General features: G+C 70.2%; 21 protein-coding genes. 13 read left to right on the top strand and 8 right to left on the bottom strand.

Annotation, left to right across the window (positions count from 1 at the left end; all coding sequences use genetic code 11):
- Positions 1-6 precede the first annotated feature (6 nt).
- Genes ITI46_RS02360 through ITI46_RS02335 form a run of 6 tightly spaced genes read left to right on the top strand, consistent with a single transcriptional unit; the run spans position 7 to position 6,735 of the window.
- Complete coding sequence (locus tag ITI46_RS02360) at positions 7-1,524, top strand: dihydrolipoyl dehydrogenase family protein (protein WP_247745360.1); 1,518 nt, start codon at positions 7-9, stop codon at positions 1,522-1,524.
- Positions 1,521-1,679, top strand: a complete 159-nt coding sequence (locus tag ITI46_RS02355) for a hypothetical protein (RefSeq protein WP_209237647.1) — start codon at positions 1,521-1,523, stop codon at positions 1,677-1,679. The genes ITI46_RS02360 and ITI46_RS02355 overlap by 4 nt, the downstream gene beginning before the upstream one ends.
- A gap of 5 nt (positions 1,680-1,684) precedes the next feature.
- Positions 1,685-3,085, top strand: coding sequence for a radical SAM protein (locus ITI46_RS02350; RefSeq protein ID WP_209237645.1), 1,401 nt, complete (start codon positions 1,685-1,687; stop codon positions 3,083-3,085).
- A gap of 5 nt (positions 3,086-3,090) precedes the next feature.
- The gene (locus ITI46_RS02345) at positions 3,091-3,816 is read left to right on the top strand and encodes a TIGR04283 family arsenosugar biosynthesis glycosyltransferase (RefSeq protein ID WP_209237643.1); all 726 of its coding nucleotides are present in this window, start codon (positions 3,091-3,093) and stop codon (positions 3,814-3,816) included.
- Entirely contained in the window at positions 3,816-5,540 is a 1,725-nt protein-coding gene (locus ITI46_RS02340; RefSeq protein ID WP_209237641.1) for a radical SAM protein, read from the top strand. Before ITI46_RS02345 ends, ITI46_RS02340 begins: the two co-directional genes overlap by 1 nt.
- A 28-nt stretch (positions 5,541-5,568) precedes the next feature.
- A complete protein-coding gene (locus ITI46_RS02335) occupies positions 5,569-6,735 on the top strand; it encodes an NAD(P)/FAD-dependent oxidoreductase (RefSeq protein WP_209237639.1) in 1,167 nt (388 codons plus the stop codon).
- On the opposite strand, the gene ITI46_RS02330 is transcribed toward ITI46_RS02335, so the two are convergent.
- Both ITI46_RS02330 and ITI46_RS02325 read right to left on the bottom strand, forming a co-directional pair.
- Positions 6,710-8,605 (bottom strand): CASTOR/POLLUX-related putative ion channel, encoded by a 1,896-nt coding sequence (locus tag ITI46_RS02330; RefSeq protein ID WP_247745340.1) that lies wholly within the window; start codon positions 8,603-8,605, stop codon positions 6,710-6,712. The genes ITI46_RS02335 and ITI46_RS02330 overlap by 26 nt on opposite strands.
- A 126-nt stretch (positions 8,606-8,731) precedes the next feature.
- The gene (locus ITI46_RS02325; RefSeq protein WP_209237637.1) at positions 8,732-9,271 is read right to left on the bottom strand and encodes a hypothetical protein; all 540 of its coding nucleotides are present in this window, start codon (positions 9,269-9,271) and stop codon (positions 8,732-8,734) included.
- Between the two features lie 264 nt (positions 9,272-9,535).
- Here ITI46_RS02325 and ITI46_RS02320 point away from each other — a divergent pair, with 264 nt between their 5' ends.
- Entirely contained in the window at positions 9,536-10,369 is an 834-nt protein-coding gene (locus ITI46_RS02320; RefSeq protein WP_209237635.1) for an alpha/beta fold hydrolase, read from the top strand.
- A gap of 103 nt (positions 10,370-10,472) precedes the next feature.
- Here ITI46_RS02320 and ITI46_RS02315 read toward each other — a convergent pair whose 3' ends face one another.
- Complete coding sequence (locus ITI46_RS02315; RefSeq protein WP_209237666.1) at positions 10,473-11,360, bottom strand: helix-turn-helix transcriptional regulator; 888 nt, start codon at positions 11,358-11,360, stop codon at positions 10,473-10,475.
- A 77-nt stretch (positions 11,361-11,437) separates the two neighbouring features.
- Here ITI46_RS02315 and ITI46_RS02310 point away from each other — a divergent pair, with 77 nt between their 5' ends.
- Both ITI46_RS02310 and ITI46_RS02305 read left to right on the top strand, forming a co-directional pair.
- Positions 11,438-12,205 carry an SDR family oxidoreductase gene (locus ITI46_RS02310; RefSeq protein WP_209237634.1) on the top strand — a complete coding sequence of 256 codons (768 nt, stop codon included), beginning with the start codon at positions 11,438-11,440 and terminating at the stop codon, positions 12,203-12,205.
- A gap of 116 nt (positions 12,206-12,321) precedes the next feature.
- Entirely contained in the window at positions 12,322-12,531 is a 210-nt protein-coding gene (locus tag ITI46_RS02305; protein ID WP_209237632.1) for a 4-oxalocrotonate tautomerase family protein, read from the top strand.
- Positions 12,532-12,551: 20 nt separating this feature from the next.
- Here ITI46_RS02305 and ITI46_RS02300 read toward each other — a convergent pair whose 3' ends face one another.
- Positions 12,552-13,241 (bottom strand): winged helix-turn-helix transcriptional regulator, encoded by a 690-nt coding sequence (locus ITI46_RS02300; protein ID WP_209237630.1) that lies wholly within the window; start codon positions 13,239-13,241, stop codon positions 12,552-12,554.
- A gap of 104 nt (positions 13,242-13,345) precedes the next feature.
- Between ITI46_RS02300 and ITI46_RS02295 the strand changes: the two genes are divergently transcribed.
- Both ITI46_RS02295 and ITI46_RS02290 read left to right on the top strand, forming a co-directional pair.
- Positions 13,346-14,281 carry an alpha/beta fold hydrolase gene (locus ITI46_RS02295; RefSeq protein WP_307808031.1) on the top strand — a complete coding sequence of 312 codons (936 nt, stop codon included), beginning with the start codon at positions 13,346-13,348 and terminating at the stop codon, positions 14,279-14,281.
- 125 nt (positions 14,282-14,406) lie between these two features.
- A complete protein-coding gene (locus tag ITI46_RS02290; protein WP_209237626.1) occupies positions 14,407-15,153 on the top strand; it encodes a DUF1838 family protein in 747 nt (248 codons plus the stop codon).
- Between the two features lie 43 nt (positions 15,154-15,196).
- Here ITI46_RS02290 and ITI46_RS34530 read toward each other — a convergent pair whose 3' ends face one another.
- The 3 genes from ITI46_RS34530 to ITI46_RS02275 all read right to left on the bottom strand — a co-directional run bounded on the left by ITI46_RS34530 (position 15,197) and on the right by ITI46_RS02275 (position 17,588).
- A complete protein-coding gene (locus tag ITI46_RS34530; RefSeq protein ID WP_307808030.1) occupies positions 15,197-15,415 on the bottom strand; it encodes a hypothetical protein in 219 nt (72 codons plus the stop codon).
- 381 nt (positions 15,416-15,796) lie between these two features.
- Positions 15,797-16,510, bottom strand: coding sequence for an SDR family NAD(P)-dependent oxidoreductase (locus ITI46_RS02280; RefSeq protein ID WP_209237624.1), 714 nt, complete (start codon positions 16,508-16,510; stop codon positions 15,797-15,799).
- Between the two features lie 97 nt (positions 16,511-16,607).
- A complete protein-coding gene (locus ITI46_RS02275; protein WP_209237622.1) occupies positions 16,608-17,588 on the bottom strand; it encodes an amidohydrolase family protein in 981 nt (326 codons plus the stop codon).
- A gap of 185 nt (positions 17,589-17,773) precedes the next feature.
- Between ITI46_RS02275 and ITI46_RS02270 the strand changes: the two genes are divergently transcribed.
- Positions 17,774-18,226 (top strand): MarR family winged helix-turn-helix transcriptional regulator, encoded by a 453-nt coding sequence (locus ITI46_RS02270; protein WP_209237620.1) that lies wholly within the window; start codon positions 17,774-17,776, stop codon positions 18,224-18,226.
- Positions 18,227-18,381: 155 nt separating this feature from the next.
- Positions 18,382-18,597 carry a hypothetical protein gene (locus tag ITI46_RS02265; RefSeq protein ID WP_209237618.1) on the top strand — a complete coding sequence of 72 codons (216 nt, stop codon included), beginning with the start codon at positions 18,382-18,384 and terminating at the stop codon, positions 18,595-18,597.
- Between the two features lie 415 nt (positions 18,598-19,012).
- On the opposite strand, the gene ITI46_RS02260 is transcribed toward ITI46_RS02265, so the two are convergent.
- Positions 19,013-20,449: an Nramp family divalent metal transporter gene (locus tag ITI46_RS02260; protein WP_209237617.1), complete on the bottom strand. Its 1,437-nt coding sequence runs from the start codon at positions 20,447-20,449 to the stop codon at positions 19,013-19,015.
- Positions 20,450-20,451: the final 2 nt, after the last annotated feature.

Genomic DNA, 20,451 nt, shown 5'->3' with positions numbered 1-20,451 from the left:
AGCGCGCTGGAGAGCGGCGGGCCCGTGCCGCCGTCCCGGCTGGCGCCGCTGCGCAAGGCGCTGGAGGACGAGGCCGAGTACACGGACTCCGAGCGGAAGGAGCGCGACCGGGCCTACTGGTCGGAGGGCAGCGCCGGGCTCACTGCCGCGCGTACCGCGGGTCGGCTGGGCGCACGGGTGCTGCTGGTCGAACGCGCCCGGCTGGGCGGGGACTGCCTGTGGACCGGGTGCGTACCGAGCAAGGCGCTGCTGCACGTGGCGGCGCAGGTGCAGGCAGCACGCGAGGGCGGTCGGTACGGGCTGCGTCCGGTGCCGGGCGGCCCCGCCGACCTGGCGGCGGCGATGAGGCATGTCCGGCAGGCCATCACCCGGATCGAGCCGCACGACTCGCCGGAGGCGCTGCGGCCGTACGGGATCGAAGTGGCGTACGGGACCGCGCGGTTCACAGGCCGGCGGATGCTGCGGGTGCTGGGGGCCGCTGAGCGGGCGGTGCGGTTCCGGTACGCGGTGCTCGCGACCGGCTCGTACCCGGCCCTCGCGCCGGTGCCGGGGCTGGCCGAGGCCGAGCCGCTGACCAGCGACAGTGTGTGGGAGCTGACCGAGCTGCCGGAACGGCTCGTGGTGCTGGGCGGCGGCCCGACCGGCTGCGAGCTGGCACAGGCGTTCGCCCGGCTCGGCTCGCACGTGACGGTGGTGGAGGCACTGGAGAGGCTGCTGCCCGGCGAGGAGCCGTACGCCTCCGCGGTGCTGCGCGACCGTCTGGAGGCGGAGAGCGTGACGGTCCGTACGGGCTGGCGGGCCGAACGCGTGGCGGACGGATCCGTGGTCGGCCCCGGCGGGCCGCTGCCCTACGACGCGCTGCTCGCCGTCACGGGACGTCGCGCCGCCGGCCGGGGCCTGGCGCTGGAAGCGGCCGGTGTGGAGCTGGACGAGCGCGGCAACGTACGCGCCGACCGGCACCTGCGCACCTCCAACCACCGCATCTACGCGGCAGGCGATGTGACAGGACGGTCCGCCTCCACCCACCTCGGCGGGGTACAGGGCGCCTCCGCGGCCACTCACGCACTGCTGGGGGTGCCCCGCCCGGTCGCCTACGACGCGGTGCCCTCGGTCACCTACACCGACCCCGAGGTGGCCCGGGTGGGACCGACCGAATCGGCGGCCCGGCAGCGGTACGGGGACGGCGTGGTGCGGGTGCACACACTGGGGCACGACAGGGTGGACCGGGCGGTTGCCGAGGGCCGCACCGAGGGCTTCACCCGGCTGGTGCTCGGGCCGCGCGGGCGCGTCGTGGGCGCGACAGTCGTCGCACCGCGTGCCGGTGAGACGATCGCACACCTGGCCGCGGCGGTGCGCGAGGGCTGGACGGCCTCGCGGTACGCGGCCACCGTGCACCCGTACCCGAGCTGGACCGACGGCCCCTGGCACGCAGCCCTCGCTGAGGTCCACCAGCGTCTCGGCACGCCCCGCACCCGGCGCCTCTCCGGCGCCCTGCTGGGGCTGCGCAGGAAGGTGCGGCGATGATCCCGCTGCTCCGCCCCGGCATGCTGCGCGGCACCTCCATGTGCGTCACGGACAAACGCGCCACCTCTGGGAGCGGCACCTCCATGCCCGTCACGGACAAACACGTCACCCGCCAACACGTCACCCGCCAACACATCACCGACAAGGAAGGCTGATCGCCGTGGGATTCATCGCGCGGCTGCGTGCCGTCGCTCGGGCCACCAGGCCGGTCGATCCGGAGTTCGCGGCGGTGCTGGAGCGCCGATGGGCCGAGCTGCCCGAGTCGGCCCGCACTCCCGGGCAGCTGCTGGGGCGGCATGCGGTGGGCTGCGAGGGCACCCACGGGGTCTTCCCCCGGTGCAACCTCAAGTGCACACCCTGCTACCACTCACGGGACGCCAATCAGGTACGCGTGGACGGCCCGCATACGCTGGAGCACGTCGCCGCGCAGATGGCGCTGCTGCGCGAGCAGCGCGGTCCGGTCGCGCACGCCCAGCTGATCGGCGGCGAAGTCTCGCTGCTGGAGCCGGACGACCACGCAGCCGCCCTGCGGGTCATGCGGAACTACGGGCGGGAGCCGATGAGCTTCACCCACGGGGACTTCGACTACGCCTATCTGGAGCGGCTGGCACTCGACGCGAACGGCGAACGCCGGATCGCGCGGCTGTCGTTCGCCGCGCACTTCGACAGGTTCATGTACGGGCGCCGCGGCATCACCCGTCCGGACAGCGAGGCGGCACTGCACCCCTACCGGCGCCGGTTCGCGGAGATGTTCGTCCGCCTCGAGCGCGAGCACGGGGTGCGGTACTTCCTGGCGCACAACATGACCGTCACGCCCGGCAATCTTGACGAAGTGGCCGATGTGATCCGCGAGGGCGCCCGGATGGGCTACGGGATGTTCTCGTTCCAGCCCGCCGCCTACCTCGGTGATGAGCGGCGCTGGAAGGAGAACTACCGCCAGGCCACCCCGGATGCGGTATGGGCGCAGATCGAGCGCGGCGCCGGCACGCGCCTTGACCACCGGGTGCTGGAGAACGGCGACGTGCGCTGCAACCGCGCCGCCTACGGCTACTACGTGGGGGAGCGCTGGTACCCGGTGCTGGAGCGGGAGGATCCGCGTGATCTGGCCATGCGGGACGAGGTGTTCTTCCGCCACTTCGGCAAGGTCAACCTCATCGGAGCGCCGCTGCCCGTGATCGCCGTACGGGTGGCGCGGGTGTTCGCCCGGCACCCGGGCGCCGCGGTGCGTACGGTGCGCTGGGTGGGCCGCTGTCTGCGCCGGGTGGGGGTGGTGCGGCTGGTGCGGCACCGGTTCCGTATCCGCCCGGTCTCCTTCGTCATGCACCAGTTCATGGACGCCGAACAGGTCGCCCCCGCCTGGGAGCTGATGCGGCGCGGTGAGCAGGCCGCCGACCCGGCGCTGCGCGAGACCCAGGAGCGGCTGGCGGCCTGTCACTACACGATGGCGCACCCCGAGGACGGCACGCTGGTCCCCGCCTGCGTCCAGCACGCGGTACTGGACGAAGCCGAGAACGCACAGCTGCGCACGCTGCTGCCGGTGGTGGAGGTCCGTACCTCATGAATGCCGTGAGCAGCCCCAGCGTGTCCGTCGTCATGCCGGTGCTGAACGAACAGGCCACCGTCGAGGCGGCCGTTCGCCGTGTTCTCCGGGACTTCCCCGACTGCGAGCTGGTCGTCGTGGACGGCGGTTCGGACGATGCCACCGCCGGGCTGGCCGCGCGGCACGCCACCGTACTGCGTACGCCCAGGGGCCGGGCACTCCAGATGAACGCCGGCGCCCACCACTGCACCGGCGAGGTGCTGTGGTTCCTGCACGCCGACACCGCGGTCGAGCCGGCAGCACTCGGCCAGCTGCGCGCAGCCCTGGCCGCGCCGGACGTGGTGGGCGGCGGCCTGACGCTCCGCTTCGACCGCCGTGGCCCTGCCCTGAACTACCTGGCACGCGCCTCCAACGCGCGGGCCCGCCGCCTCCATCACATCTTCGGCGACCAGGCGATGTTCGTGCGCCGTAGCGTCTTCGAGGAGCTGGGCGGGTTTCCCGAACTGCCCATCATGGAGGACCTGGAGCTGTCCCGGCGGCTGCACCGGCGCGGACGCCTGGTGCTGCTGTCCGCCACGTCCACGGCCTCTTCCCGGCGGCTGGTCGCCCACGGTGTGTGGCGAATGATCGTCTTCATGCAGTACCTGAAGCTGCTCCATTTCCTCGGCGTCGCCCCGGAAGCCATCCGCCGCCGCTACGCCGCAGGCCCACGCCTCCTGCCCCCACTCCCCACCATGAGGAGAGACTCCTGATGCGGATCGCGGTCTGCGGCGGCCCCTACGCCAACCCGTACGCCCTGCACGCCTTCGCGGACGACGCCCGCCGGCGCGGCTGCGAGCGGCTGTTCTGCCTGGGCGACCTGGGCGGATTCGGTGCCGAAATGGACCCGCTGTGGCCGATCCTGACCAGCAAGAGCATCGAATGTGTCGCCGGAAACTACGACGTCGCCCTGGCCCGCGGCGACGAGGACTGCGGCTGCGGCTACCGCGACCCCAAGGACAACGAGTACGCACAGCTGATCTACGACCACACCCGCGCCGCCACCAGCCCTCAGTTCGCCGCATGGATGGGCACCCTGCCCACGGAGCGCCGGGAGACGATCGCCGGAGTGGACGTCCACATGGTGCACGGTTCCACGCTCGCGCTGAACGACTTCTGGTGGGAGTCACTGCCGCCCGACGAGCACCGGCAGCGCGTACGGGCCTCCGGCGCCGACGTGGTGCTGTGCACCCATAGCGGACTGCCCTGGCAGCGGACCGTGGACGGCACCCTCGTCGTCAACGTCGGCGTCATCGGCAAACCGGCCAACGACGGCCGACGTGAGGTCCGGTACGCGGTACTCGACCTGGAAGCAGGCCGGACGGAGGCCGAGCTGGTGCCGCTGGCCTACGACTGGCGAGCCCAGGCCGCGTCCATGCGGGCTGTCGGGCTGCCCGAGTGCCTGGTCGAGACGGTCGAGACGGGCTGGTGGACGACCTGCCTGGAGATCCTCCCGCCCCGCGAGCGCTCCCGGGGCCGCTTCCACCTCTACCGCTCGACTCTCGCCACCGGCTTCCGGCCCGCCGATACGGGACACCGCCTCCAGGACGAGTCGGGGGAGGGCTGGGACAAGGCGGCGGCGACACCCGCCCTGCAGGACGCCACGGGCCGCCCGGTGGTGCCGCTGTTCGGCTCGCCCTACTTCCCGTCGCGCCTGTGGCTCTACACCAACTTCCACTGCAACCTGGCCTGCGACTACTGCGCCGTTGCCTCCTCCCCGAAGGCAGACCCGCGCAGGCTGGCTGAGGACCAGGTCAGGGCGCTGGTCGAGGAGGCGGTGGCCGCTGACTTCTGCGAGCTGTACATCACCGGCGGCGAGCCGTTCCTGCACCCCCACATCGTCTCCCTCCTCGACCACGCCTCCGCACAGCTGCCCACCGTCGTTCTGACCAACGCCATGCTGCTGCGCGGAAGCAGAGCACGCGGGCTCGCCGAACTGGCCGGGCGCAAGCTCACCGTGCAGACCTCCCTCGACGGGGCCACGGCGGCCACCCACGATCTGCACCGCGGCGCCGGCTCCTGGCAGCGCACCCTCGACGGCATCCAGCACCTGATCGGCCTCGGCCTGCCACCCCGGGTCGCCCTCACCGAGACCCCGGAGAACGCCCACGAGATCCCCGCCGTGGCAAGGCTCCTTGGCGAACTCGGGCTGCCCGCGGAGAACTTCGCCGTCCGCCCACTGCTGCGCCGCGGCTTCGCCGAGCACGCCGGGTACGGTGCGGAGATCGGCGCGGACTCCAGCATTCCCGAACTCACCGTCACCGCCGACGGACTGCACTGGCACCCCGCGGGAGCCGACAAGGCAACCAGCCCCGATATGCACCTGTCCGGCCCCGGCACCTCGCTGGAGCGGGGTAAACAACTGGTGACCGAGCACTTCTTCGCCGCCCGCCTGGCCGACGGCAGCCTGCCCAGGCCCGTCCGCTGCGCCGTATGACCCTTGTCAGCGAAGGGAGCCGACCGCCATGACCCCTCGCCACGTCGCCGTCCTCGGCGCCGGACCCATCGGCCTCGACGCCGCGCTGGCCTGCGCGGACGCGGGGCTGCCCGTCACCGTCTACGAAGCCGGGCCGACCGTCGCCGCGCACGTGCGGGACTGGGGACATGTACGGCTGTTCACCCCCTGGGAGCTGAACCTCTCCCCGCGTATGCGTGCCCACCTGGGCCCGCACGCACCCGAGGGCGACGCCTGCCCCACGGGAGCGGAACTGACCCGGCACCTACTGGAGCCGCTGGCCGAGCTCCCCGCACTGGCCGGCAGCATCACCCCGCGCACCCGGGTGGTGGCCGTTGCCCGCGAGGGGCTGCTGAAACACGAACACATCGGCACCCGGCAGCGCGCCGCCGCCCCCTTCCGCCTGCTCCTCGACGGACCGGCCGGCGAACGATACGCACACGCCGACCTCGTCCTGGACTGCACCGGCAGCTACGCCCACCCCAACCCGCTCGGCGACGGCGGCATCCCCGCACTCGGCGAGCGCGCCCTTGCCCACCGCATCACCCGCACCCTGCCCGACCCCGCCGCACCGGACCGCTGGCGCGGCACCGTCCTGCTCATCGGTGCGGGCAAGTCGGCCCAGACCGCTGCCCGCGATCTCGCCGGCATGCCGGACACCCGGGTCGAGTGGGCCGTACGCGCCACCAGACCCGACTGGGGCGAGATCCCCGACGACCAACTCCCCGAACGCCGGCGCCTCGTGGACACCTCCCGCGCCCTGGCAAGCGGCGCCTGCGACCGGGTACGCGTGCACACCGGCACCCGCCTCACCGCCCTCCGTCAGGACGGCCGCAGCATCCGGGCCACCCTGACCACCCCCGCAGGGCTGCGCGAGCTGCTCTGCGACCACGTGCTCGGCCTCACCGGCTACGGCGCCGACTCCGCCGTCCACCGCCAGCTCCAGATCCACGAGTGCTACGCCACCGCAGCACCGATGAACCTCTCCGCCACCCTGCTCGGCGCCGCGGGCGGCGACTGCCTCGCCCAGCCTCCCGCCGGGCTCGACACCCTCCGCAACCCCGAACCCGGCTACTACATCCTCGGCGCCAAGTCCTACGGCCGTCTCAGCACCTTCCTGCTGCGCACCGGCTACGCACAGGTCACCGAGGTCATTCCTCCTCGGCGAGCACAATGACGTGGTCGCCCTCGTCGAGGGTGAGCGGAGCGGTCTTGGGCGGGTTGAGGTGTACGCCGTACGAGGGCGGATCGTCGCGCTGTGCGCCCAGCCGGTACCCGATGGCGGTCTCACCGTGGCGGCGGGCCGCCTCGATGACCGTCGCGAAGTTCGCCCCGGCGCCGGGCTTGAGGTAGCGGGTCGCGGGCTTGAGGTAGATCTCGGAGCCCTCGGGATCGAAGAGATCGATCAGTACGTCGTGCAGATGCCGGTTCTCCGTGAGCTGCGTCAGCATCAGGCTGATCAGTTTGGAGCTGACGATGAAGTCGTCCGCCCTGGTGACCTGGGCGACTTCGCGGTTGCTGTCCTCGTTCATCTCCGTGACGATCGAATACGGGTCGCCGAGCCGGTCCTCGATGTCGCGCAGATGGAGCAGAGTCACCAGGGTGCGGTTGTCGGCCTGTTCAGGATCGGTGCTCTCGTCGCAGAGCACCAGGACATGCTGGTAGCTGCCGGGGTCGAGAGCCTCGAGGGAGCGTCTGCTGGTGGGCCGGCAGTGCTTGAAGCCCACCGTGAGGTTCTCGTACGGAGCCATCACGTCCGGCGGCGGCCGGTGCGACGCCGCGACGTCCAGCGCAGAGCCGGGCTCGACAAAGCTGTCCAGCAGCTCGATGATCTTCGGGACCCGCCCGTTCCAGCCGATCAGCAGGGTACGGTCCGGTGTCCGGTCCCGGGGCTCGGCGGAGACCAGCGCTTCCTCGACGATGCCGGCCCGGTGTCCGGTGGCGAGCTTGATGAACAGGTCGTCCTCGGCGAGCACGATGATGCCGTCGGCGGCGTCGATGACGGTGTCCATCGGCGGATTCAGCAGGTTCTGCCCGTCGGCCCGGCGCAGCCCCACAGGCACGCCGAGCTCGTACCGGTGCAGGGCCTCGCCATAGGTCACCCCGGCGAGCGAGGGCTCGGCGCGGATGTAGAGCTCGTTTCCGTAGAAGCTGAGCAGTTCGTTGCAGACCGTCGACAGCCCGGTCTGGCGGTGGGACTGCACGATGAAGCGGACGGCGATGTCGTCGGCGTCGATCACCCAGCCGTGCTTGCCCGCCGCGAGACGGGCCGCCGCGAGGTTGTCGGAGTCCTGTACAGCGGCGACGACATGGGGCCGGCTGCTGCGCCAGGCGCGGTTGTTCAGCACCAGCAGCGTCTTGATGACCATGGTGTCCGCCTCCGGGTCCGCGGGCGGCAGCACCATGATGGCCTTGCTGGTGTCCGGGCTGACCAGCTCCAGATCAGCGCGCTTGAGCGGGTTGCCCGACCGGCAGATCACCCGCGTCCGCCCCATTTTGGGGACCCGCAGTCTGATCTGCTCCTCCATGTCGACCTTGTCCCGGTCGGCGAGTACGACCACGCAGGAGCGGCGCTCACTCTGGTTGGCCTCGACAAGCTCCTCGATCACCGTGAAGATCTGCTCCGACCAGCCCAGGACGATCGTGTGGCCCCGTTCGAAGAGCCGTGACCTGCCCTTGCGGAGCCGTTCGATCCGGGTGTTCAGTCCGGCGGTCAGGACGCCGATCAGCGCACTGACCAGGAAGATTCCGCCGATCGTCACCGTCAGCATGAGAGCCAGGAAGACAGGGCGCCCGGTGTCGTCGCCCATGGTGCCCGGATCGAGCGTCCGCAGCAGGCTCATCCATGCCACACCGAGCCAACCGCCGTGCGCCTCGGTGTCCTCGTCGGTGAACAGCACCACCAAGCTGGCGACCACCACGATCAGACCGGCCGAGGCGAGCCCCAGCCAGCCGATCAGCGCCGGCGTCCCCCGGTCCATCGTGCCGTCGAACCAGTACCGCAGCCGTTCCCGTAACCGCACCAGGAAGCCCCGCCCCTCTCTCAACCACCCACACCAGGAGTGATCTTGCCACGCGCCGAGTTGGTGAAGCAGCTGAGGTGACCTGGCGGGCGCTCAGCCGAGCCGACGGCACCGGAGCGGAAGCCGCGGCAGATCGGAAGCCGCGGCAGATCAGAGCTCTTCCGACCTGGACAGCGCGTCGGTGATCAGGCGGGTGGCGAAGTCGGGGTCGTCGGTGACGCGGTTGATGTGTTCCGCGAGCAGAAGGGCGGTCGCTTCCAGGGCGGTCAGCTCCTCCTTGGTCCAGTCCCCGAACTGTTCCCGCCACAGGTTGGGGCTGAGGCCGGTGCCCGCGGCGATGACCAGGCCGGCCATGGTGGGAATGGCTTCGGGACGGCAGCTCTTGGGCATCATGCGCATCGTGGCCACGAGGCTGGGGACCACGTAGGCGAGGACGTCCTTGTCCTGGTCCTCGTGAGCCTCCCGCAGCCACCGCATGAACATGAAGATGAGCGTGCACATGCCGTCGAGCACGTCATCGGCTTCCCTGGGGCCCAGCGACGCGGTGTACTGGTCGACCAGCGCCTGTCGCTCGGGGTCGGTCGCGGCGTTGCCGCCGTTGTGGACGGCTTTGAGCTGAGAGTCGACCATCATGAGCGCCGCCCCCACATCGCCGACCGGAGCGTACCGAGGGTCGCAGGGCGATGACACAGGGTTCCTCCTCGCGGGACCCGCGGACCGCGGACCGCGGTGGACAGTGCGGCGTTGTCCGCACAGTAGCCGACTGGTGGCGGCCGGTGCCGATGGCTTGCCTCTTTCATGCCCAACTTCCTTTTGGGCCTTGACGCATCGATGGACGAGGGGGCACTTCGCAGTCGGCCGCCGATCTGTGAGCGATGAGTCTGTGCCATTTGCCGGGTCCTACTCATCGACAGACCCATAACAGCTCCACTGACAGCCTCATCCGGAGAACGCATGGCTACGAACCCGACCGACACCGCTGCTGCCGGCCTTCTCAAGGTGCCCGGCGCACAGCTGTACTACGAAGTGCGCGGCGAGGGCTCTCTCATCGTGCTGGCCGGTGCCCCGATGGACGCTGCAGCCTTCGCCCCGCTGGCCGAACTGCTCGCCACCGATCACACCGTGCTCACCACCGACCCACGCGGCATCAACCGCAGCAGACTCGACGACCCCGGCCAGGACTCGACACCCCAACTGCGCGCCGACGACCTGTCCCGGCTGATCGCCCACATCGACGCGGGACCGGCCGTCGCCGTGGGTTCCAGCGGCGGCGCCGTCAGCGTACTGGCCCTCGCCCAGCGCCGCCCCGACCAGGTGCACACCATCATCGCCCACGAGCCACCACTGATCGAGCTCCTGGATGACCGGGAGCAACTGCGCGCCGGAACCGAGGACATCGTCGCCACCTACCTCGCCGGCGAGGTGACAGGGGCATGGAAGAAGTTCTTCGCCCAGGCCAACCTCACGATGCCCGAGCCCCTCATTGAGCAGATGTTCGGCGGGGAGCGCGATCCGCAGCAAGTGGCCGACGAACGCCGCTGGTTCGCGCACGAGATGCGCGCCTCCACCTACTGGCGGCCCGACCCGGCAGCCCTGCGCGCCGCGCCCACCCGCATCGTGGTGGGCATCGGCGCCGACTCCGCCGGACAGCTGTGCGACCGGACCTCCCGCGCGCTCGCTCGGTCGCTGGGCACCGAGCCGACGGCGTTCCCCGGCGGCCACACCGGGTTCGTCGAGACCCCCGACGCCTTCGCCGCCCGCCTGCGCACGGTCATACGCAAGGGCTGAAGCCCACCAGGAACACACGCGCACCGTGCACCGCCGGAACCACGCAGTTCAGACGGTGCCCGGTGCGCCCTTCCGTGCCCGCGGGCGAGCCGGCCGTCATCCTTCAGCGCGTCGAATCGGCAACTCGTGGTGTGGCGGCGATTTCTTGAGTGCCCGTAACGGCGAGCAGGTCGAGCAGTTCGGCGCTGTCCGTGCCGACAGCCGGGGTGAACCAGAGCAGCCGCTGTCGGCCGTCCTCGCTGAAGAGACTCAGGCAGTTCAGCTCGATCAGACCGAGCGTCGGATGGTTGAGGCGTTTGCGGTCGTCCCGCCGGAACGCCACCTCATGGTCGGCCCACAGAGCGGCGAATTCGGGGGAGAGGTCGAGCAGCGCACCGATCAACGAGCGCGCTTCGGAGTCCTTCGCGTCCCGCCTGGCGGCCGCTGCCCGTAGATCGGCGACGAAAGCGCGGGACTGGACTTCGTGATCCGCTTCCGGATAGAGCCGCCGGGCTTCGGATTCGGTGAACCACCGGTGGACGAAGCTCGCCCGGGCGCCCCGGAAGCTGGACTGGTCTCCGACCAGAGCCACCGCGAGCGGGTTCTGCACCAGGGTGACGTGCAGGTCGGTGATGACCTGGGCGGGTGTCGATGTCAGACGTCCGAGCAGATCGAGCATGCCGGGGTGTACATGCGAGGCGGCGCCCCCCTGCGCAGGCACCGGGCGGTCGGCCAGATGGTAGAGGTGGTCGCGTTCGTCGGCGGTCAGGCGCAGCGCCCTGGCCAGCGCGGCGATCATCTGGGTCGACGGCTGGGACCCGGCTCCGCGCTCGAGCTCGTTGTAATAGTCCACCGATGCCCCGGCGAGCTGGGCGACCTCGTCCCGCCGCAGTCCTGGCACCCGGCGGCGGGGCCCGGTGGGGAGCCCCACCTCGGCCGGGCGGATGCGCGCCCGCCGCGAACGCAGAAAGGCCCCCAACTCGCGGTACTTCACAGAACCCATGCTCTCCATTCTGCGCTCGGCCGGGGCACGCACACGTGGGATGAGATCCCCTGGTTCCGCTGGTGGGCGCTGTTCACCATGGGGGCATGGACGTGAACGCAACTCCTTCCACGCGAACGCCGTCGGCCCCGCGGGTCGCCGTCGTCACCGGCGGATCACGCGGCATCGGCCGGGCGGTCTCCCGGGAACTCGCCCAGGACGGCTTCGCCGTCGTGGTGAACTACGCCCGTGACGCGGCTGCCGCCGACGAGACGGTGGCAGCGCTCACCGCCGAGGGCGCGCGTGCGATCGCGGTCCAGGCCGACGTGGCGGACGAGGACGCGGTCGCCGCGCTGTTCGACCAGGTGGAAGAGGAGTTCGGTGGCGTCGACGCCGTCGTCAACTCCGCCGGCAGGCTCGCGCTGTCGCCCATCGCCGAGCTGGACCTGGCGGTGTTCGACGCCGTGCACCGTACGAACGTCCGGGGTGCCTTCGTCGTCGCCCAGCAGGCAGCTCGGCGACTGCGGACCGGCGGCTCGTTCGTCGGATTCTCGACCTCCGTCGTCGGTACGCAGTTCCCCGCTTACGGCGCATACGCGGCGAGCAAGGGCGCCGTCGAGGCGATGACGCTGATCCTCGCCCGCGAGCTGCGCGGACGGGACATCACCGTGAACACCATCGCTCCTGGTCCCACGGCCACGGATCTGTTCCTGGAAGGAAAGACGGAGGACGAGATCGACCGGCTCGCCAAGGCCCCGCCGCTGGAGAGGCTGGGCACCCCCGAGGACATCGCCCAGGTGGTCGCCTTCCTCACCAGTCCGCAGGGCCACTGGGTGAACGGCCAGATCCTGCGCGCCAACGGCGGCATGGTGTGACGACGCGGCCCAGCGTCCTGGCCGTCCCCACAGAAGAACCCGCGGAAGCCGAAGAAACCGCAGAAGCCGAAGAAATCAAAGAGGCCGGAGAGGCCGGTCAATGGAGGAGCAGCACCATGCCTTTCGCCAACTTCAGGGTCCCTGCCGGCACCCTCACCGCCGAGGACAAGAAGAAGATCGTCGAGCGCACCACCGATCTGTACGCCGAGATCTACGGTGAGCGGGCCCGTCCCACCACCGTCGTCCTGGTCGATGAAGTCCCCGATGGCGGCTGGGGCGTCGCCGGCAACGTCCTGACGGCCGCCATGCTCAACGGAGACGCCTGACCGGCCACCCCGTGCCGCGGCTACGCGGAGCCTTCGGTCTCGGTCTCGGGTTTGGTTGCGGTCTCGGGTTCGGTCTCGGCGCGTCTGGGCGTGAATACGCGTCGTACCGCACCTTCGTCGCCGTCGATGTCGATGAGCCCGGCGGCGTCGTTGAGCGTGAGCACTCCCGCTGCCAGGCCGAGGACGATCGAGGCGTCGGCGCGCACGACGGCGTCGAGCTCGCGGCCGTCGTGCAGGCTGACTTCGGCGCCCGCGTCCGTCGTCCTCACCTGGAACAGTCGGTCGTCGTCGACCGCGATCCCCACTGTCGCCGGCTGATGTGCTGCCGCCTTGTCGGCGAGCAGGGCCGGGAGGGCGAGGAGGAGCCAGTCGGCGCGGAAGTGGTCGCCTCCGGGCCCGCGTGTCATGAGCGGTGTGGACCAGCGGATGAGCCCGTTGACCGGCTCCCGCAGCTCGGCGCCCCATGGGGTGAGGGCGTACACGACGGCGTTGCCCTCCTCGGCCAGGCGACGCTCGACCACTCCGGCGGTCTCCAGGTCGCGGAGCCGGTCGGCGAGCAGATTGGTGGCCACGCCGGGCAGTCCGTCGAGCAGTTCGCGGTAGCGGGCGGGGCCCATGAGGAGCTGGCGGACGATGAGCAGATTCCATCTGTCGCCCACGACGTCGAGCGCTCGGGCGAGACCGCAGAACTGGCCGTAGCTTCGTCCCATCCGCACCTCCTTGACCGCCTTGGGCCATCGCGTCCAACTGGAGCTTGACAATCTCAAGTTCGGTTGACTGAATCTAGCACAGTCGGCGAAAGGGAGTGGTGGTCGTGGCTGACAAGGGAAGGCCCGGATGGGTCGATGACGCGTTGTTCCCGTTCGAGAGCCGCTTCGTCACCATCGACGGGCACACCGTCCACTACGTGGACGAAGGATCGGGCCCGACGCTCCTGATGCTGCACGGCAACCCGACCTGGTCCTTCGTGTATCGCGACGCGATCCTGGCCCTGCGGGAACAGTTCCGCTGCGTCGCCCTCGACTACCCCGGCTTCGGGCTGTCGTCTCCCCGCCCGGGCTACCGGTACCTGCCCGAAGAGCACACCAAGGTCGTCACCGCCTTCGTCGATGCCCTGGCCTTGGACGGGGCCACCCTGGTGGCACAGGACTGGGGCGGCCCCATCGGCCTCGCCACCGTCCAACAGCGGCCCGCCGCTTTCGAGGGGCTTGTGCTGGCCAACACCTGGGGCTGGCCGGTCACCGGCGACCTCGCCTTCAAAGCCGTCTCCCACCTGCTGGGCGGCCCTCTGGGGCGCCTGCTGGTCAGGCAGTTCAACCTGTTCGTCAACGGGCTGATCCCCGCCGGGCACCGGCTGCGGAAGCCGACGGCCGACGAGATGGCCCACTACCGAAACGCTCTCGCCGGCCCCAGTGGGCGCGACGCCTCGGCCGTACTCCCGCGGCGCATCACCGCCAGCCGCGCCTTTCTCACCGGCGTCGAGGCCGGGCTGCCCGGCCTCGCGTCACTCCCGACGCTCATCGTGTGGGGCGACGCCGACTTCGCTTTCCGGGCCAAGGAACGACAGCGATGGGAGCAGATCTTCCCCGACCACCACACGGTCATCGCCAAAGGCGCCGGCCACTTCGTGCAGTCGGACGCCCCCGAGCTGTTCGCGGCAGCGATCCGCGACTGGCGGCCCGCAACCGGCGGCCCGCCCACACCCCCGGCGGGCGGGGCCGCCGAGCGCCGAACGCCAACGGAGCCCTGAACCGGCGGGCTCCCTCGGCGGCTTCCGCCTCCTGGCAAGAAGCGGCTCGAGATCTCCTGCGACTGGAGGTGATCCTTTTCGGGCCTGCCCGCCGCTCATCCGTTGGGTCGGGCAGGCTGGTCCCTATGACTACGCCCGCAGAGCTGCTCCGTTCCTTCGCCCGTACCCGTGCCTCGCTCGACGGGGAGGAGGTCACGTACTGGTGGTCCGGAGATGTGTACTCCTGGGCCCCCGACGAGCCCTACCAGCGCCTCTTCGGCTTCGAAGGGCTCAACGTCGCCCGCCTCGTCCAGGACGCCGAAGCAGGCCCGGACGCATACCAACTGCTCACCCGCGAGGCCGCCTTCTTCCTGGACCCCACCAGCCGGGAGATCCTGGAGACCTGGCAGGACCTCCCGGTGGTGCACATCTGGAACGACCCGGCGAACCAGAAGTGGCGCCCCTTCCCGATCCCGACCACCGATCTCGGCCGGCAGGTCTGCTTCAGCCTGGAGATCCCGCTCTCCTACCCGTCGCCGCTGCCCGTGGCCGAGTACCCGGTCCACTCGGCCGGCGACACGTACAAGGCCCTGGAGTGCTTCCAGTTCTTCGCCGACCGCGCCGACCTGGCCGGCCCGGCGCCCAGCGTCCCGGCCTCCATGTCGTGGACGCGGATGTCCCCGTGGCTCCCCTGGATGGCCTGCGGCCAGCGTCCCGGCGGGCTCACCTTCCACTGCCGGGGCCGCAAGCTCGGCTCGTACGCCGAGGTCTCCGAGCGGACCCGCGCCTATATCGCCGACCGCCACCCGGAGTTCGCCCACGCACCGGAGAAGTGGAGCGAGCCGAACGAGACCAGCTGGACGTACTTCCGCAAGCTCAACCCGCCGAAGTGACCTGCCGTGCTCGCTGCCCTGGAAGGCAACGAGTTCCAGCGACTCAGCGCCTGTGGTTGTGCATGACGTGTTTGGTGCGTGCGTAGTCGTCCAGGGTGTAGAGCCGCGGCGGGCGTTCTCCGTCCACACCGAGGCTGACAGGCCGAGTGGGACGTCGTTGGCTCGGCGTAGCCTCCTCGTCGGTGAAGGTCTCGACGGTGACCACGGGGCCGAAGATCTCCTCCCCGGCGGCCTCGGCTCCTTCGGGGACGTCGACCAGCACGGTTGGGGACGAAGTAGCCGGGGCCTTCGACGGCTCCGCCTCCCGCCGCGGCGCGGAAGCCGTCGACCTCCGCACGCTCCAGGTAGCCCGTGACGCGGCCGAAGTGCGCCTTGGAAACCATGGGGGCGACCTCGCCGTCCTCGCCGGTGCGCGGTTCCGCCGACGGCCAGTGACCGGACTTCACCGACGAGCTGCTCGACGAACCGCTCGGCGACCGAGGCGTGGACGAGAACGCGGCAGGCGGCCCCGCACTCCTGGACCGCGGGCATGGACTGACGGCCCCTTCGGTCTCCTCGGCCGGCGTCGCGACCGGCGCGGCCGGAGCGGTGTCAGGGATGCGCGTACGTGGGAGCCGCCGCGATGGTCGATTCCCGGCCCGGGTCACCAGGGGACGGGCTCGCCGAAGCGGTCCAGGTAGGCGAGGCCCTTGTTGTCGAGGTGGGAGAGCAGTACGTCCACGATGAGCGGGACGCTCTCCTGCACGGTGTACGGCGCGTCGTCGCCGCCGAGCTCGGTGCGGATCCAGCCGGGAGCCATCAGAAGCAGGGCCCGGTCGGAGTCGGTCTGGCGGGTGGCGTAGCTGCGCATGAACATGTTGAGTGCGGCTTTGCTGCCGCGGTAGACCTCGCGCAGTCCGTTCGTGTTGTTGGCGATGCTGCCCTGTCCCGAGGACATCACGCCGATCAGGCCGCTGGGGGTCACCAGGTCGTCGAGTGCCTCGATGACGCGCAGAGGGCTGAGCGCGTTGGTCACCATGACGTCGATGAAGTCCTGGGTGGGGACGGCTCCGATGGGGGTCTGCTCGTTGTTGGTGGTGCCCGCGTTGATGAACAGGATGCCGAGCTGCTGTCCGGTCAGGCGCTCGCGCAGGGGCGGGAGTTGTCCGGGCTCGGTGATGTCGAGGTGTTCGACGCGGACGCGTTCGGGGTTGCGGTCGGCGAGGTCGTGCAGCGGGGTGCGGGCGGTTCCCCGGACGGTGCCGATGACCGACCATCCCCGGTCGGCGAGTTCGGCGGTCATGGCGCATCCGAGGCCGCGCGACGCGCCGATGATCAGAGCGGTGGGTGTGTGTTCGCCTGCGGTGGAGTGCGGCATGTCGAGTCCTCTCCATGTCGGTGGTGCGGGCATGTCGGTGGTGGGTGCGGGCACCTGTGAGGTCCGGGTGCGGAGATCAGTGGGACCGGGATGCCGGTCAGGGTGCAGTGCTGATGCCGAAGAGGGTGGCGGCGTTGGCCGAGCCGACCCTGTGCCGGTCGGCGCCGGTGGCAAGGTGACCGAAGAAGGTGTCGATCTCTGCCCGGGTGGGCTGTTGGAAGGGGTAGTCGGTCGAGAAGATCAGCCGTTCGGTGGTCGTCACCGTCAACGCGTGGTGCAGCAGGGCGGGATTGAGCATTCCCGAGGCCGTGAGGAAGACGTTGGAGCGGATGTAGTCGGAGACGGGGCGCTCGAGGCCCGCGAGGCGGGAGAGGCGGTCGGTGCGGTCGAGCCAGAAGGGCAGCAGTTCGCCCCAGTGGCCGAGCACGATCTGCAGGTCGGGGTGGCGGTCGAACGTGCCGCGCAGGATGAGCCGAAGCGCCGCGGTTGCCGCTTCCAGGTGCCAGCCCCAGCCGAAGGTGGCCAGGCCCAGCTCGGTCATGGGGTCGAAGCCCCGGTAGGCGGCATCGCGCAATGCGTCGGAGGGGATCTGCGGGTGGATGAAGACCGGCTGGCGCAGGTCGGCTGCGGCGGCGAAGAAGTCGTCGTAGGCGGGATCGTCGAGGAACCGGTCGCCGGACCGTCCGTAGACCATGGTTCCCACGTGGCCCTGGGCTGCGGCGCGTTCGAGCTCGGCGGCGACGTGGCGCGGGGAGGACATCGGCAGCGCCGACAGGGACCGGAACCGTGTCGGGTGAATGCTGACCGCTTCGGTGGCGGTGTCGTTCGCGAGACGGCTGAGCGCGACTGCCTCCTCGGGCGGCAGCGCCTGGGTTCCCGGAGGGGTGAGAGCGAGGACGGCCAGGTCGATGCCCTGGGCGTCCATGGTGGCGATCCTGCCGGCGCCCAGGTCTTCGAGCCGCTCGCCGGCATCACCCCGCTCGTTGAAGAAGAGGCTCTCGTCCGGCTGTGAGGCGGCTTTGAGTGCGGAGGTCAGCTCCGGCAGCATCCAGTGTTCTTCGATGGCGATGAGGGTCATGGTCAGCGTCCCTTTGGCGTCGCGGGCGCACGCGCGCCTGCGCGCTGGTGGAGGGGAGTTGGTGAGAAGTACGTACGAAGTGGCGATTATCGAGTGATTCCAGCTGTACATGGGCAAAGCTAGGTGCCGGCTCGGTTGCCTGTCAAATGATAGTGATCCAGCGATAGGTAAATTACACTGAGGGCGTGGATGAGAAGCAAAAGGCCAGACTGTTCGAGCTCGCCGACCTGATTCTGGCGATCAGTCGGCATCTTCACGCCGCCAAGGCGGACGCGGCAGAGCCGTGGACGCCACTCGAAGCGGCGGTCATGCGCTTCATCGACCATCAGCCGGGCGCCACCGCGACCCAAGCGGCCGAGGCAACCCAATTGATCTCCAGCAACTTCAGCCGGGCACTGCGCAAGCTGGAGCATAAGGGCCTGGTGCGCCGCGAAGCCGACCCCGGCGACGCCCGGCGCGTGCGCCTGTACCCGACGCAGAAGGCGGGCGAAAACCTGGGGTACCTCCAAGACGCCTGGAGCCGTCTCCTGGAAGAGGCCGTCCCCGATGCCGGTGAGGCGGAAGCGTTGATCAGCACACTCCGGCACATCGAGTCGCAGCTCCTCGACCGAATCCGCAGCGGCACCGACCGCGGCTGACGAATCCGCAGGGGTACGGACCGCGACTGACGAATCCGCAGCGGTACGGACCGCGACTGAACCGACCGCTGAGGTCCGAAGCAGGTCAACAGGCCGCCGACGCCGTCGGCGATCGCGCCGCGCCGCGCCCGGGCCGGGCCGCAGCACTCGGCTCGGTGGGGCGGCAGACGATGTGGCGGCTGATCGAGGCGCTGCGGCAGATCGGGCTGCCCGCTTTCGATGCCGTCGTGGCCCGGCGCACCAGGGCCGAGAGGGTGCCCGACTGGTCACAGCTGCGGTGCGCGCGAGTTGAGCCTCAGACCGCAGCCCGCGCCCACCTGCTCGGGCTGCTCTCCCTCGTCAAGCGGAAGAACTGCTGGCAGCCGAGCTGAACAGGCCGTCACCTTCGGCCGGGCTCGGCCATTGCCCGCCCCGGCCACGCTGTTGGGCCAGAGCACGAACCGGCACTCCTGCCCGGCCCGCGAACACCTTGTGAAGGCCCCGGGCCCGAACCCTGTCGGCTCGGCTCGCAGCAGTTGGCAGTGCCCCGAGCGAGCGGCTGCGGCCGCTCGCTCCCCGCTGCCTTGTGCCGGTGTTGCTGGTGTCACCCGCCGGTGTGCAGGCCCACAGACGGGGACTGGCCGGCCGACTCCTACGCAACCCCACCCGTATCAGCCGGTGCCCGCGCCGGCGGCGGCCTTCGCGGTGCAGCTCTCGGCCTGGTCACCGCAGGGGTGACCAGGCCGAGAGAGTTGACAGGCCCTCGGGGTGGGCCATGGGGTGTTCCGGCGCTGTTTCAGTACAGGCTCACAGGAAGTTGTCCCGTATCTGCGTCACCACCATCGCGACGGCGAAGAAGCCGTAGAACCCGATGGCTACCGCCATTCCGCCGAGCCTGGCGCCGCGCAGGCGGATTGCGCTGGGCAGGTCCCTGGTGTTCAGGCGGACCAGCAGGACCGAGTAGAGCAGGGTCACCACGGACGCGGCGCAGGTGGAGACCACGAGCAGGGCGATCGGCTGGGTGAACCCGGCCAGCAGGATGAACGACCCCAGGATGATCTCGCCCCACACCACGGCGAGGTAGAGCCGGGATTCGGTCCAGAAGGCGGAGTTCGGAAGGTAGCTGCGCCGGAGGAAGTCGGCGGCCACCCGGCCGATGACGTCGAGGAGTCCCATGGCGGCCGCCCACAGCGATACCGTGACGATCGCGAAGAACAGCAGCTTGAGCCACTCCCCGACCTGATCGCTGAGAATGTCTCCCTGGATGTTGAGGAATTCGGGGCTGGAGTCGAGGTCGTCGCGGCCGAACAGCGTCTCGTACGCCAGCAGGCTCATGATGGTGATCGTCACGACGCAGACGACCGAGAACGTCAGGACGTGCTCGGCATTCGCCCGCTTCCACCAGGTCTTCCAGCGGGCGAGGTTGGTCTCGTCCTGCGGGAAGGCGTATCGGTCGGTGCCCGCGGCCTCCTCCTGGCCGGTGATCGGTGAGACGAGGCGGGGGACGTGGGCGCCCATCCCGTACCTCTTGTCGCGTATCCAGTTGCTCAGCACCAGGTTGTGCACGCCCCCGGCGCCGGCCGCTCCGATCGCGCTGAGCAGCATGGTGAAGGTGACGCCGTCCGGGATCTGCCCGAAACCGGTGGCCGTCTCCTTGGCTCCCTCGCCCCAACTGGTGGCGGAGATCACGAATATCACCACGATGGCCAGGAAGAAGAGGGTGAGCCCGACCTTGACGACCTCGACCCGCTCCACTGTCCGGTAGATGACCTTTGACGCCGAGAGCAGGGCGCCGATGACGCCCAGCGCGATCACCGTCACCCAGACCGGATCACCGCCACCGACGAGGTAGGTGAACACCGTGGAGCCGCTGGTGGCCCAGCCCGGCCAGACGTACTGGAACGCGCCGGCCAGGCAGATGGCGATTCCCCAGCCCTTCCACCACCGGGAGAAAGCGGCGACGACGGTCTGACCGGTGGCCAGTGTGTAGCGCTCGATCTCCATGTTGATGACCGTCTGGACGACCAGGGTGGTCAGGGCGAGCCACAGCAGCCCGAGGCCGCCGATCGAGGTGAGGTAGGGCCACAGGATGATCTCGCCGGCAGCCAGTCCGATCCCGACGGCCACGACACCGGGGCCGACCATCCGCCGCAGGGGCATCGGCTCCGGGAGGTCCCGGATCTCGGCGTCGCCGGGTTCGCCGGAACCGGGGGGTCTGACGGTCGTCGGTACTTCTTCTGACATGT

Source organism: Streptomyces oryzae (assembly GCF_017676365.1).
GTDB classification, from domain to species: Bacteria; Actinomycetota; Actinomycetes; order Streptomycetales; family Streptomycetaceae; genus Streptomyces; species Streptomyces oryzae.
The sequence above is the reverse complement of the archived record's forward strand: the minus strand, read 5'-3'. Positions and strand labels throughout refer to the sequence as shown.